At 52.9% G+C, this 15,217-nt stretch carries 8 protein-coding genes; 6 read left to right on the top strand and 2 right to left on the bottom strand.

Going from position 1 to position 15,217, the window contains the following annotated elements:
• Positions 1 to 81 precede the first annotated feature (81 nt).
• From B5F54_RS06170 to B5F54_RS06180, 3 genes are read left to right on the top strand one after another with little or no spacing between them, the layout of a single operon-like run.
• Positions 82 to 525: a MarR family winged helix-turn-helix transcriptional regulator gene (locus B5F54_RS06170; RefSeq protein WP_087231996.1), complete on the top strand. Its 444-nt coding sequence runs from the start codon at positions 82 to 84 to the stop codon at positions 523 to 525.
• Entirely contained in the window at positions 513 to 2,267 is a 1,755-nt protein-coding gene (locus tag B5F54_RS06175) for an ABC transporter ATP-binding protein (protein ID WP_087231999.1), read from the top strand. The genes B5F54_RS06170 and B5F54_RS06175 overlap by 13 nt, the downstream gene beginning before the upstream one ends.
• Positions 2,242 to 4,086 carry an ABC transporter ATP-binding protein gene (locus B5F54_RS06180; protein WP_087232002.1) on the top strand — a complete coding sequence of 615 codons (1,845 nt, stop codon included), beginning with the start codon at positions 2,242 to 2,244 and terminating at the stop codon, positions 4,084 to 4,086. The genes B5F54_RS06175 and B5F54_RS06180 overlap by 26 nt, the downstream gene beginning before the upstream one ends.
• A 127-nt stretch (positions 4,087 to 4,213) precedes the next feature.
• Here B5F54_RS06180 and B5F54_RS06185 read toward each other — a convergent pair whose 3' ends face one another.
• The gene (locus B5F54_RS06185) at positions 4,214 to 4,807 is read right to left on the bottom strand and encodes an ANTAR domain-containing response regulator (RefSeq protein WP_087232005.1); all 594 of its coding nucleotides are present in this window, start codon (positions 4,805 to 4,807) and stop codon (positions 4,214 to 4,216) included.
• A 45-nt stretch (positions 4,808 to 4,852) separates the two neighbouring features.
• Positions 4,853 to 6,040, bottom strand: a complete 1,188-nt coding sequence (locus tag B5F54_RS06190; protein WP_442856108.1) for a glutamine synthetase family protein — start codon at positions 6,038 to 6,040, stop codon at positions 4,853 to 4,855.
• A 705-nt stretch (positions 6,041 to 6,745) separates the two neighbouring features.
• On the opposite strand from B5F54_RS06190, the gene B5F54_RS06195 reads away from it, so the two are divergent.
• The 3 genes from B5F54_RS06195 to gltB all read left to right on the top strand — a co-directional run bounded on the left by B5F54_RS06195 (position 6,746) and on the right by gltB (position 15,213).
• Entirely contained in the window at positions 6,746 to 8,842 is a 2,097-nt protein-coding gene (locus tag B5F54_RS06195) for a glutamine synthetase III family protein (protein ID WP_087232008.1), read from the top strand.
• Between the two features lie 250 nt (positions 8,843 to 9,092).
• Positions 9,093 to 10,673 (top strand): asparagine synthase B, encoded by a 1,581-nt coding sequence (gene asnB, locus B5F54_RS06200; RefSeq protein WP_087232011.1) that lies wholly within the window; start codon positions 9,093 to 9,095, stop codon positions 10,671 to 10,673.
• 19 nt (positions 10,674 to 10,692) lie between these two features.
• On the top strand, positions 10,693 to 15,213 hold the full coding sequence (gene gltB / locus B5F54_RS06205; protein WP_087232014.1) for a glutamate synthase large subunit: 4,521 nt from the start codon (positions 10,693 to 10,695) through the stop codon (positions 15,211 to 15,213).
• Positions 15,214 to 15,217: the final 4 nt, after the last annotated feature.

The following is a 15,217-nucleotide window of genomic DNA, read 5'->3' on the forward strand; positions in this document are numbered from 1 at the left end:
ACACATTGACAATCAAATTGATGTGATTATAATTGATATGTCAATTATTGATATATCAATTATTGTGGCGAGGTGAAGGGAATGGAAAACACGTTTTATATGCTGCTGCATCGTGCGTTTCATGCCCAGCGGGGATATCTGCGGTCCTTTCTGGGGGAATCCGGGTTGGGAACAGGCCAACCGAAGCTCCTGGTCCATCTGGAACGGCAGGGGCCATGCAGCCAGCGGGAACTGGCGGAATATTTTGAAATTGACCCTGCCGCTGTGTCACGGATGCTGTGTGCACTGGAGAAAAGCGGGTTTGTAACACGGAAGGCCCACCCAGAGAGCCGGCGCAAGGATTTGGTGGAGCTCACCGAACAGGGACACACCATGGCGAAAATTTGGCGGGGAAATTATCAGAAGATGGAAGAGATCATGCTCAAGGGGTTTTCCGACCAGGAGCGGGCGCAATTTGCCGATTACCTCATTCGAGCGTATCATAACTTCCGAGAGAGAGAGGAGGAACCGCTATGCAAGATATGAAGCGGTTGCTGAAGTATTTAGGGCCTTATCGGAAGGACATGCTCATCGGCGCGCTGCTGATCTTTGTGGAGACCTGTTTTGAACTGTTTATCCCGGTGCTGATTGCCGACCTCATCGACGTCGGCGTCGCAAACGGGGATATCCCTTATATCTTTTCAAAGGGGATACAGATGGGGATTTGCGCGATCTTGGCATTGATAACCGGATTGCTATATGCCCGTTTTGCTGCCCGTGCCGCATATGGTTGGGGTGCGCAGATCCGCGCGGCACAGTATGAACAGGTGCAGAAATATTCCTTTGCAAATTTGGACCATTTTGATACCTCGTCCCTTGTGACCCGCATGACCACGGACGTCACCGTTCTACAAAATGCGATCAACGGCGGATTCCGTCCGCTGTTCCGCGGCCCATCCATGTTGATTATGGGCGTGGCCCTGTCCTTTTGGATGAGCCCACGGCTGGCGCTGATCTTTGTGGTGTGTACGCCGGTTCTGGGGATTATCCTGTTTTTTATCCTACGAAAGGTAGGACCGATGTATGGCCGCCTGCAAAAGGTGGTCGACCGGCTGAACAACGTCGTACAGGAGGGTTTGACAGCCATCCGCGCAGTCAAAGCGTTTGTTCGCGGGGAATATGAGGAGGAAAAATTCCGGGATGTCAACCAGGATCTGATGGATTCCAGCCAGACGACCTTTCACTATGCGGTTTTAAACCTGCCGGCATTCCAATTTGTCATGTACGCTGCCATTGTCCTCATCATGTGGTTCGGCGGCAATATGATCTTGCATTCCACTTTACAGGTGGGCGATCTCACCGGGTTCCTGAGCTATGTAATGCAGGTTATGAACTCTTTGATGATGATTGCCAATGTGTTTTTGCTGCTTACACGCTCCTTGGCCAGTGCGCACCGTATCAGCGAAGTGTTGGATGAACCGGTTCTGCTGACCTCCCCGGAGAACGCCAGAAAAGAGATTCCGGATGGGCGCATCGATTTTGAGAATGTCTCGTTCAAATACCATGAGGACGCGCAGGAATACGCGCTCTCCGGCGTCACATTGCATATTCAGGCCGGCCAAACGATCGGAATTCTGGGAGGGACAGGCTCTTCCAAAACGACCTTGGTGCAGCTTATCCCGCGGCTTTATGATGCGACCGAAGGGTCCGTTAAGGTTGGAGGCCATGATGTACGGGAGTACGATCTCCGGTCCCTGCGGGATGCCGTGGGGATGATCTTACAGAAGAATGTCCTATTCTCCGGCACCGTGCGGGAGAACTTGCAGTGGGGCAACCCGGAAGCCGACGACGAAACCTTATGGGCCGCCTGCCGGACGGCGTGTGCCGATGAATTTTTGGAGCGCATGCCCAGGGGGTTGGATACCGACCTCGGACAGGGGGCAAACAACATCTCCGGCGGACAGAAACAGCGTCTTTGCATTGCCCGAACCCTCTTAAAACGCCCTAAGGTGATGATCTTTGATGATTCCACCAGTGCGGTCGATACGGCGACAGAGGGAAAGATCCGCACCGCATTGGCGGGACTCTCTGATGTAACCAAAATTATCATCGCTCAGAGGATCACCTCAGTCATGCACACAGACCAGATTGTCATTCTGGACGACGGCAAGATACACGCTATCGGCACGCATAAAGAGCTGTTGGCGAGCGATCCAATTTACCAGGAGATTTACCGGTCTCAGATGAAAGGAGGGGATGAATATGGCAGCACGGCAGCTCAATGCTAAAAAGCCTCAAGATTTGCGCTATACCCTGCGCATGCTGCTGTCCTACATGGGGCGTCACAAATTCATCCTGCTGCTGGTGGCGATTCTGGTGACCATCAGCGCCGTGGCCAATCTGCTGGGGACGTATATGATCCGGCCGGTGGTCAACAATCTGGCATCCGGGAATGTAAGGGATTTGCTCATGGGCGTGCTGCTCACGGCCGCGATCTATGGAGTGGGGGCATTGTCCGCGTACGGCTATACACAGGCCATGGTAAAAGCGGCCCAGCAGGTGCTCTACGATATTCGCCGGGACCTGTTCGCCCATTTGCAGACATTGCCCCTCAAGTTCTTTGATACCCAGCGGCACGGCGACGTGATGAGCTATTTTACCAACGACGTCGATACGATTTCCGACGCCCTGAACAACAGCTTTGCAATGGCGATACAGAGCTTCATTCAGATGGTGGGCACGCTGGTCATCCTGTTCATCCTCAATTGGCAGCTTTCGATGATCGTGGTTGTGTGCTATGCCGTGATGTTCTGGTACATCCAGTTCAGCGGCAAACGCAGCAAAACGTACTACACACGCCAGCAGGAAAGCTTAGGGGATTTGGATGGCTACATTGAAGAGATGGTAAACGGACAAAAAGTCATCAAGGTATTCAACCATGAGGACGCCAATCTAAAGGGCTTTCAGGAAAAAAATGAAGCCCTGCGTAAGGCAGGGACCGGGGCACAGAGCTATGCAGCGACAATGGTTCCCGCCGTCGTCAGCATATCCTATATCAATTATGCGATCGTAGCGGTTCTGGGCGGAATTATGGCGCTGCAGGGAATGACCGACGTCGGCAGCCTGGCCAGCTACTTGGTATTTGTCCGGCAGGCTGCGCTGCCGATTAACCAGTTTACCCAGCAGAGCAATTTCTTGTTGGCTGCTCTGGCAGGCGCAGAACGGGTCTTTGATGCCATGCACTTAAAACCGGAGGTCGACGAGGGAAAGGTCGATCTGGTCAATGTGGAAGAAAAGGATGGGACATGGATTCCATGCCAAAAAAAGACCGGCCATTGGGCTTGGCGCAAAGAAGATGGCGCATTGGTTCCTCTGCGGGGCGACGTCCGTTTTCAGAATGTGGATTTTGCGTATGAATCCAATCATCCGATCCTTAAAAATATCACCCTCTATGCAAAGCCGGGGCAAAAGATTGCCTTTGTAGGGTCGACTGGCGCAGGGAAGACCACCATTACCAACCTGATTAACCGCTTCTATGATGTGCAGGGCGGCAGCGTCACCTATGACGGGATCGATGTCAAGGACATCAAAAAAGACGCCCTCCGGCGCTCCTTGGGGATCGTCCTCCAAGATACCCACCTGTTTACCGGCACCATTGCGGACAATATCCGCTTCGGCAAGCTGGATGCAACCGACGAAGAAATCAAAAAAGCGGCCCGCATCGCCAATGCAGATTCCTTTATTCGAAGGCTTCCACAGGGATACCAGACAATGGTGACGGCGGACGGCGCCAACCTCTCCCAAGGGCAGCGCCAGCTCTTGGCCATCGCCCGGGCTGCTGTGGCCGATCCACCTGTTTTGATTCTCGACGAGGCGACGTCGTCCATCGACACACGCACGGAATCCTTGATTGAGAAGGGGATGGACCAACTGATGGAGGGGCGTACCGTCTTTGTCATTGCCCACCGCCTGAGTACGGTGCGCAATGCGAATGCCATTATGGTCCTGGAGCACGGCGAGATTGTGGAGCGCGGTGACCACAAAGACCTGCTTGCACAGAAGGGAAGATATTATCAGCTCTACAATGGCATGTTTGAATTGAGCTGAGACGCGAGTTATGTTATAAAGGCTCTTGTGATGTGACAAAAAGACCAGGCTGAATTCCAGCCTGGTCTTTTACAATGTAAATGCATTTTTATAACCATTAGAAAGTGCCGTGCTACAACGCATACGATTACACGCTACTTTCATAGGTTCGAATAATTTGTTCCGCAATGTTTCGGCGCTTGACGCAAGCGTCCATGGCGGCTTTTTCGATGTGCCGGTGTGCCTCCGCCTCACTCATCTTCAAATGCTCCATCAGCAGGAGCTTTGCGCGGTTAACTAGCCGGATCTCCTCCATCTTGCTTTGCAGGGAAGTGGCCTTTTCTTCCAGGGCCCGGAGCCTTTGCCGGGTTGCAAAAAGCAGCTTTACAGACTGGTATACGACTTGGCGGTTGACCGGCTTGGGCAACGTCAAAATGCCGTAATCCTCCACCTTTTGGCTGATCGGATCTTGCAGGTCCGCGCGGACAAATAGGAGAATACCCGGCCCCTGTGTTTCTGCGGCATCAATGGCAAACTGGATGCCGAAATCGTCGGATAGAGGGGTGTTGATAATCAGGATATCGAAAGGCCTGTCCACCAACATCCGCTTGGCTTCGCCAACGGTAGGCGCAGATCGAATCGGGGAAAAGTTGCTTGCTGGCAACAAGTCCTTGAAAAGCGCACCTGTCTTTTGCCCAGAGGATACCACCAGGACACTACACGGCCTTTTTGGTTGCATCATGTGGATTCACTCCTCTCTTAGACAGTCCTAGGAATAAATTGCAGATTATAAGATTTCTGGAATAAATTCCCGAATGAGCTCGCTTTGATGGGCCAACAAAAGAGCTTCCTCCAAAGTGGCAGGAAGGGTCTCCAGGGGGTCCGTGACCGAGCGGTCCGCTGTAAAAAGATTAACGTCCAAAGGCGCGCACAATGGCATTTGCTTCCGGATGCCGTCCAGCCCCGCGTAGATCAGCAGGGCATAGGCGAGGTATGGATTGGCCGTCGGATCAGGAGAACGCAGTTCAAACCGCTTGTATTCCCCCCTCGCAGCAGGGATGCGGATAAGCTGAGAGCGGTTTTCCGAGGACCACGTCAAATATCGCGGCGCTTTCTGTTCTCCCAAGCGGAGATAGGATTCTTCGGTGGGGTTTAAAAAGGCCGTGATCTCACGGATGTGGCTGAGAATCCCTGCGATAAAGGCATCCGTGTCCTTTTGCCCGCCAGGGCTTTTGATCGAGATATTGATATGTAGGCCGTTCCCGCACTGCCCACTTAAAGGCTTAGGGGAGAAGCAGGCATAAAGCCCGTTCTGCATGGCGATGTTCTGGGCGACGGATTTAAATGTCACAGCGTTATCCGCGGCAGAGAGGGCATCGCTGTATCGGAAGTCGATCTCGTTCTGTCCCGGCCCTTCTTCGTGGTGGGAGCCCTCCGGCCGGATCCCCATATCGCTCAATGTCAAGCAGATGTCGCGGCGGACGTTTTCCCCCCGGTCCTCTGGGGCGATATCCATATATCCGGCGTGGTCAAAGGGCGCCTTTGTGGGGAATCCATTTTCGTCGGTTTGGAACAGATAAAATTCGAATTCCGCCCCAAAGTAACAGGCAACATCCATCTTTTTAGCCCGTGCAATGGCCTTTTTCAGAAGGAACCGGCTGTCCCGTTGGAAGGGGGTGCCATCGGGATTTTGAATCTCACAAAACATCCGCACAACCCGGCCTTGCGTGGGGCGCCAAGGCAATACAGAAAGCGTAGAAGGGTCGGGGAAAAGGAATAGGTCGGATTTGGTTTCGTCGCCAAAGCCTTGGATCGCGGAAGCGTCAAAGGAAATCCCATATTCAAAAGCCCGTCCGAGTTCGGTAGGCATAATGGCAATATTTTTTTGATTTCCGGCTAAATCGCAGAAGGCCAGGCGGATAAATTTTACATCTTCTTCCTGACAATAAGTCATCACTTCATCGTAGCGATACACAACGATTCACTCCTTTTGGCGGCGTTACGCCGGGATATGATGGGGTGCTTTGGCCGGGTTTATCCCTTTAACAGGCGAAAAAGCGGCCTTAAAGAAAAACGTCCATAGATATCCCAAAATGAGGAAATCATCCTCCTTCGATACTATGAACGCCATTGCCCATATTGAATGTTTATATTCACAATTTATTAATAATCATAGTATGAACAACTAGATTTGTCAACGAAAAATCTGAACCCGGACGAAGGAAAAATTTGTACAGTTTTCCGGAGCTTTCCTAGGCAATATGAAATTTTATAATAACTTCCTTCATAAAACTGTTTCAAGCTTTGAGAAATCAAAATAAAAAATAGTTAAAACCTAGGGAAATCCACATCATACGAGAAATCCACTTTTTGGGAAATTTTTAGAAAATGAAATTTACATTGATTGTAATTGCAAAAAATTTAAAAAAGGGCTTGACAAAGGATTGATTTGCTCGTATACTGCTGTACAGACAAGCAAGCGGCGATGACGTCGCAGGCAAAGACGCTCGGCCTGTGAAAAGGCTGGGTTATAAAAGAAGCTTTGTTCCTCTGTAAATGGAAGACAGATGGAGGAAAACTTTTTCGATTTTGTTCCGAAAAACGGCAAAGGCGTCGTAGAAACATTCTTTCTACGACGCCTTTGCCGTTTTATTTATTTTCTATGAAAAGGGGTATTGTTATGAACACAATCACAAGCGTTTTTGGAACGAACGTTTTCAGCGATTCTGTTATGAGGGAACGTTTGCCCAACGAGACGTATAAGCAGCTGCAGCGCACCATTAAGCAGGGGAAACATCTGGACAATACAGTTGCCAATGTGGTTGCGAATGCGATGAAGGACTGGGCGATTGAAAAGGGGGCAACCCACTTTACCCATTGGTTCCAGCCGATGACGGGAATCACCGCAGAAAAGCATGACAGTTTTATCACCCCAATCGAAGATGGGCGCGTCATTTTGGAATTTTCCGGCAAGGAGCTGATCCAAGGGGAGCCGGACGCCTCCTCGTTCCCATCCGGCGGCCTGCGCGCAACCTTTGAAGCGAGGGGCTACACCGCTTGGGACCCCACTTCCTATGCATTTATCAAGGGGAAGACGCTTTGTATTCCTACGGCGTTCTGCTCCTACGGAGGGGAAGCCTTGGATAAAAAGACGCCTTTGCTCCGCTCCATGGAGGCCATCAGCAAACAGGCGGTGCGGGTGTTGAAGCTCTTCGGTGACGGCGATGTGACCTCGGTCAAAACGACGGTTGGGCCGGAACAGGAGTACTTCCTGGTTGAGCGGGAAATGTTTGATAAACGGCCGGACTTGATTTATACCGGAAGAACGCTCTTTGGGGCGAAGCCGCCAAAGGGACAGGAACTCGACGACCACTATTTCGGCACCATCAAAACCAGGGTGGCTGAGTTTATGGAAGACCTGAACGAAGAGCTTTGGAAGCTCGGTGTTCTGGCCAAGACCGAGCACAACGAGGTTGCGCCCGCGCAGCACGAGTTGGCGCCGATCTTCACCACGACCAATATCGCTACGGACCACAACCAGTTGACCATGGAACTGATGCAGCGGATTGCCAAACGGCACAACCTTGTCTGCCTGCTCCATGAAAAGCCTTTTGCAGGGGTCAATGGCTCCGGAAAGCACAACAACTGGTCGATCTCCACCAACACTGGAAAGAACCTGCTCGATCCGGGGGATACGCCGCATGAAAACGCGCAGTTCCTGCTGTTCCTATGTGCGGTCATCAAGGCGGTGGACGATTATCAAGACTTGCTCCGCATTTCGGTGGCCTCCGCAGGAAACGACCACCGCTTGGGCGCCAATGAAGCGCCGCCGGCAATTGTATCCATGTTCCTTGGAACGGAATTGACCGAGATTCTCGATTCCATCGAAAAGGATGAACAATATGGCACGAAAGAAAAAGAACTTTGGAAGGTGGGCGTACATATCCTGCCGCGCTTCCCAAAAGATGCGACGGATCGGAACCGCACCTCTCCGTTTGCCTTCACTGGCAACAAATTTGAGTTCCGTATGCTCGGTTCCAGCGACTCTATTTCCGGGGCCAACATTGTGCTCAACACTGCGGTTGCAGAAAGCCTGCGGCAGTTTGCCGATGTTTTGGAACAGAGCGAGGACTTCAACGAAACATTGCATGATTTGATCCGCGACACCATCAAGGAACACAAGCGTATCATCTTTAATGGCAACGGCTACGACGACCAGTGGATCGCCGAGGCGGAAAGACGCGGCCTGCTGAACCTAAAGACGACGCCGGATTGCCTGCCATACTTCGTCAAAGAAAAGAACATCCAGCTCTTTAAAACGCACAAGGTGTTCACCGAAACGGAGATTCGGGCGCGGTATGAGATTTTGCTGGAGAACTACAGCAAAATTCTCAACATTGAAGCGGTGACCATGCTCGACATGGCCAATAAGGATTTGCTTCCCGCGTACTCGGCTTATACAAAGCAGCTGAGCGAGACGGTTGTAGCGAAAAAGGCAGCGGTACCGGATGCAGATTGCAGTTATGAAGAAGAACGGATCCGGATGATCTCCGGTCTGTGTGGCAGCATGTACCAGAGGACCAAGGATCTGGAAGAGGTTCTGATGAAGCTGACGCATATGGAATGTGACGAGCTGGCAAAGGCGCAATATTACCGCACGGAGGTCTTTGGTGCGATGAACGAACTGCGCATTGTGGCGGACGAGATCGAAGGCGTGATGGACCGGAAATTCTATCCGTACCCGAATTATGGCGATCTGCTCTTTGGCGTTCGTTGACCATATCAGTGGATGATGCGGGAAAGCGAACCTACGCAGAATGGGGTCGGAAGGTGCTTTTTACAATATAAGGGACCCGCACAGAGGAAGAAACAAAGCTGTTTTGTGGATTTGTACAAAGCGGCTGAAAGAGAAACACAACGTTACAATTGGGCGGCTATTCAATAGACGGTCCCGCAGTAAGCGTAGATTGCTCCAAAGGTTCTTCGGAGAAATCTGCGCTTACGCATCAAATAAGGAGGAAATGGATATGTGTTCCATTATGGGGTATTGCGGTAAGAGTATGCCGCTGGAAACGTTTCAGAAAGGGTTTGATAGGACCATCTCAAGGGGGCCGGATGACGCCCGTATTATCCATATAGGCAACGGATTGTTTGGGTTCCATCGCTTGGCGATTATGGGCCTCCAGCCGGAAGGGATGCAGCCCTTTTCCTTGGACGGGGATTACCTGATCTGCAATGGGGAAATCTATGGCTTCCGGCCGGTAAAAGAACAGTTAAAACAAAAGGGATACCGGTTTTACAGCGAGTCAGACTGCGAGATTCTGCTACCCCTTTACCGGGAATACGGGGTGGATATGTTCCGCATGTTGGATGCAGAGTTTGCCCTGGTGCTGTATGACCACAGGCGCGATAAATTTATTGCGGCGCGCGACCCCATCGGCATCCGGCCACTTTTCTATGGAAAAGATGAAAACGGGGATATGCTCTTTGCAAGCGAGGCGAAAAACTTGGTGGGCCTCTGCAAAAAGATCATTCCGTTCCCGCCGGGGCATTATTACGACGGGGAAAGTTTTGTCTGTTACCGCGATATGACAACGGTGGAGACAGTCTGCGAGGACGATTTGGAAACTGTCTGCCGGAAGATCCGCGAGAAATTGGTTGCTGGGATCGAAAAGCGGCTGGATTCCGACGTGCCGCTGGGTTTCCTACTCAGCGGCGGATTGGATTCCTCTTTGGTCTGTTCTGTGGCGGCAAAACTTCTGAAGAAGCCCATCGAGACCTTTGCGATCGGCATGGACACGGACGCGATTGACCTCAAGTACGCGAGGGAGGTCGCCGAGTATATCGGTTCCCATCACCATGAAGTGATCATCACCAAAGAGGATGTTTTGGAGGCCCTTCCAAAGGTTGTGGCCCTTCTGGGGACCTACGACATCACCACCATACGCGCGAGTATCGGTATGTACTTGGTGTGCAAGTATGTGCATGAAAAGACCGACATCCGCGTACTGCTGACCGGCGAGATTTCCGACGAGCTGTTCGGCTATAAATATACGGATTTTGCTCCGGACGCCCAAGCGTTCCAAAAGGAATCGGAAAAGCGTGTCCGGGAACTCTATATGTACGACGTGCTGCGCGCGGACCGCTGTATTTCCGTCAACTCCCTGGAAGCGCGGGTCCCGTTTGGAGATCTGGCCTTTGTGGAGTATGTGATGAGCGTCGATCCGGCGAAGAAGCTGAACACATATGGAAAGGGAAAATATCTGCTGCGCCATGCCTTTGAGGGGGACTATTTGCCCCACGATATTTTGATGAGGGAAAAGGCGGCCTTCTCGGACGCAGTGGGTCATTCCATGGTGGACGATTTGAAGGCATATGCTGAGGAACAATACAGCGACGAAGAATTTGAAGCCGGCTGCAAAAAATACGCCTTTGCCACACCGTTTACAAAGGAATCCCTGCTGTATCGGGATTTGTTTGAACAGTATTACCCAGGACAGGCAGAGATGATTTCGGACTTCTGGATGCCGAACAAAGACTGGGAAGGATGCGACGTCCAGGACCCGTCCGCGCGGGTCTTGGCCAACTATGGAGACAGCGGCAAATAAACGGAACGGGGGTTTCACCATGGAACAACGACAAAACGGCCTATATCAGGAATCGTTCGAGCACGATGCATGCGGCATCGGCGCCGTTATCAATATCAAGGGGAAGAAAAGCCACAAGGTGGTTGACGATGCGTTAAAGATTGTAGAAAAGCTGGAACACCGCGCAGGCAAGGACGCCACCGGAAAGGTGGGCGACGGCGTGGGAATCATGCTGCAAATTTCCCATCCCTTCTTTGAAAAGATTGCCCGGGAAAAGGGCGTCTCCATCGGTGGCGAGCGGGAATACGGCGTGGGGATGTTCTTCTTTCCCCAGAACAAACTCCTGCGCACGCAGGCGCAAAAGATGCTGGAGGTCATTGTAAAGAAAGAGGGGCTGCTTTTTGGATTCTGGCGGAAGGTCCCAGTCCACCCCGAAATCTTGGGTCAGAAAGCGCTCGACTGTATGCCGGAGATTTATCAATGTTTCATCAAAAAGCCAAAGGAGATCCCCAGCGGCATTGCCTTTGACCGGAAATTGTATGTGGTCCGGCGCACCTTTGAGCAGAGCGGCAACGACACCTATGTCGCGTCCCTATCCAGCCGGACGATTGTCTACAAAGGGATGTTCCTCGTGAATCAGCTGCGGGAGTTCTATTCGGATTTGCAGGACGAGGATTACGTCTCCGCCATGGCGCTGGTGCACTCTCGTTTCTCCACCAATACGAACCCAAGCTGGGAACGCGCTCATCCGAACCGCTTCCTGCTCCACAACGGCGAGATCAACACGATCCGCGGCAATGTAGACCGCATGCTTGCCCGGGAGGAGACGATGTTCTCACCCGATCTTCAGGCGAATATGGATAAGATCCTCCCTGTGGTGGACGACAATGGTTCCGACTCGGCAATCCTGGACAACACCATCGAATTCCTCGTGATGAGCGGGATGGAACTGCCAAAGGCGATGATGATTACGATCCCAGAACCTTGGGAGAGCGATGACAACATCAGCCGGGAAAAGAAAGACTTCTACCGCTATTACGCCACCATGATGGAGCCCTGGGACGGCCCTGCTGCGGTTTTGTTCTCCGACGGCGACCTTGTGGGTGCAACGCTGGACCGCAACGGCCTGCGTCCCTCCCGTTACTATGTATTGGAGGACGACACCGTGATCCTCGCCTCCGAGGTGGGGGTGCTGGATATCCCGCCGGAAAAAATTGTGCAGAAATCCCGCTTGGAGCCGGGCAAGATGCTGGTGGTCGACATGGTGCGCGGCGCGATCATCTCGGACGAAGAGCTCAAAAGCACGTATGCACACCAACAGCCCTATGGCGAATGGCTGGATAAGAACGTCGTGGAGCTCTCGGAGCTCAAGGTGCCCAACCACAAGGTGGAGACACACCCGCAGGAACTGCGGGATAAGCTGTACAAGGCGTTTGGTTACACATATGAAGATCTGAAGACGGCCATTCTTCCAATGGCGCGCGACGGGAACGAACAGACCGCCTCCATGGGTATCGATATTCCCATCGCGGTGCTGTCCGACAAGCACCAGCCCCTGTTCAATTATTTTAAGCAGAGCTTTGCCCAGGTGACGAACCCGCCGATCGACGCCATCCGGGAAAAAGTCGTCACCAATACGACCGTATATGCTGGGTCGGACGGGAACCTCCTCCAGGAGAAGGCGGAGAACTGCATGGTGCTGCAGATCAACAACCCGATTTTAACGAGCGTGGATATGCTCAAGATCAAAAGCCTCAACCGGCGGGGGCTCAAGACCGACACGGTCTCCCTGCTATATTATAAAAACACACCGGTCAAACGGGCGCTGGACCGGCTGTTCGTCCAGGTGGACAAAGCTTATAAGAACGGCGCCAATATCATCGTCCTGTCGGACCGCGGGGTGGATGAAAACCACGTAGCGATCCCCTCGCTCTTGGCGGTGTCCGCAATCGAGCAGTATTTGATCCGGACCAAGAAGCGCACGGCGATCTCCATTATCCTGGAAAGCGGGGAACCCCGCGACGTGCACCACTTCGCAACCCTGTTAGGGTATGGCGCGATTGCGATCAACCCCTATCTTGCCCATGAAGCCATTGCAGAACTGATCGAAAACAACATGCTCGATAAGGATCTGTATGTGGCCATTGAGGATTACGACAAAGCGATCTTGAGCGGCGTGGTCAAAATTGCATCCAAGATGGGCATTTCGACGCTGCAATCGTATCAATCCGCTCAGATTTTTGAGGCCATCGGCATCAAAAAGTCGGTGATCGATGCCTATTTTACCAATACCGTCAGCCGGGTGGAGGGCATCGGCCTGGAGGAGATCGACCAGGACATCCATGTGCGGCATTCCCATGCGTTTGATCCCCTGGGGCTGGGCGTGGACACAACGCTGGATTCCTCCGGCAGTTACAATCTGCGGAGCGGAAAGGACAAAGACGACCATCTCTATTCCCCGCAGGTCATTGTCGCCTTACAGCAGGCTACGAGGTCGGGGAGTTATGAAAAATTTAAAGAATATACCGCTATGGTGGACGACGAGACAAGGCCCCACACGCTTCGCGGCCTGATCGACTTTGTGTTCGATCCGGACGGCGGAATTCCTCTGGAAGAAGTGGAACCAGTGGACAGCATCGTCAAGCGGTTTAAAACCGGCGCCATGTCATACGGCTCCATCTCGGAGGAAGCGCATAAATGCATGGCGCTCGCTATGAACCAGATCGGCGGCAAATCCAATTCCGGCGAGGGCGGCGAGCTTCCGGAGCGGCTTTCCTCCGAGTATTGCAGCGCGATCAAACAGGTGGCTTCCGGGCGCTTTGGCGTGACCAGCGAATACCTGGTCTCCGCGAAAGAGATCCAGATCAAAATGGCGCAGGGGGCGAAGCCGGGTGAGGGCGGACACCTACCTGGCAGAAAGGTCTATCCGTGGATTGCAAAGACCCGCTATTCCACGCCGGGCGTCTCCCTGATTTCGCCGCCCCCACACCACGACATCTATTCTATTGAGGACTTAGCGCAGCTCATCTATGACCTGAAAAATGCCAACCACAACGCGGATATTTCCGTCAAGCTGGTGTCGGAGGCCGGCGTCGGGACCATTGCGGCGGGCGTGGCCAAGGCGGGCGCAAGCGTCGTGTTGATTTCCGGTTACGACGGCGGCACCGGCGCGGCCCCCCGCAACTCCATCCACAACGCCGGCATGCCTTGGGAGTTGGGGCTGTCCGAGGTGCATCAGACGCTGATGAAAAACGGCCTGCGTTCCCATGTGCGGATTGAAACAGACGGCAAGCTCATGAGCGGCCGGGATGTGGCCATTGCCTGCATGTTGGGCGCGGAGGAATTCGGTTTTGCCACAGCGCCCCTGGTCACCATGGGGTGCATGATGATGCGCGTATGCAATTTGGATACCTGTCCGTTTGGAATCGCCACCCAAAACCCGGAGCTGCGCAAGCGCTTTTCCGGAAAGCCCGAGTATATCGTCAACTTTATGCGGTTTATCGCAGAAGAGGTACGGGAGATCATGGCGCGGCTGGGCATCCGCACGATCGACGAATTGGTGGGACGGACAGACCTGCTGAAAAAGCGTGAGAATTCCGCAGCGCCCCGCGGGAAGCTGGTGGACCTCACCAAGATTCTGAACCATCCATACCAGGGGACTTGCCATTACCGCAAGGAAGATGCCTATGCGTTTGCGTTGGAAAAGACGGTGGATGAACGGGTCATCCTTCCAAAACTTCATCAGAACTTGATGAACGGGAAACCGGGGCAGGTGGAATTGCAGGTTTCCAGCACGGACCGGACGGTCGGCACGCGGTTTGGCTCGGAAGTGACGCAGCGGTTTGGCAATTCGCTTCCAGAGGACACCTACCAGATCCTCTGTCACGGAGGCGGAGGCCAGTCCTTTGGCGCATTCCTTCCAAAAGGCGTTACGATCCGGCTCTCCGGCGACAGCAACGACTATTTCGGAAAGGGCCTGTCCGGGGGGAAGTTGGTGGTATTCCCGCCGAAAGGAAGCCGTTTTGCAGCGGAAGAGAATGTCATCATCGGCAATGTGGCGCTCTATGGAGCCACGAGCGGCAAAGCCTTTATCAACGGAATCGCCGGCGAGCGCTTCTGCGTGCGCAATTCGGGCGCACTCGCTGTGGTGGAAGGCGTAGGGGACCACGGCTGTGAATATATGACCGGCGGTGTTGCGGTCGTCCTGGGGAGGACGGGCAAAAACTTTGCCGCTGGTATGAGCGGCGGCATCGCCTATGTGCTCGACCGGGAACACGATCTATATCGAAAGGTCAACAAGGAACTTGTAACCATCGAAAACCTGACGGAAAAGCATGATATCGAAGAGCTGAAGGCGATCCTTTCGGAACATTTTGAGAACACCGGTTCTGCCCTGGCAAAAGAGATCCTTGCGGACTTCGAGGCCTTTGTGCCGCTGTTCAAAAAGATCATGCCCAACGATTACCAGAAAATGCTCAAAACAATTTCTTCCATGGAGAAAAAAGGAATGAGCCGGGAAGAAGCAGAGATCGAAGCGTTTTATCAGAATACACGGAGATAGGAGA

This window comes from Anaeromassilibacillus sp. An250, from assembly GCF_002159845.1.
GTDB classification, from domain to species: domain Bacteria; phylum Bacillota; class Clostridia; order Oscillospirales; family Acutalibacteraceae; genus Anaeromassilibacillus; species Anaeromassilibacillus stercoravium.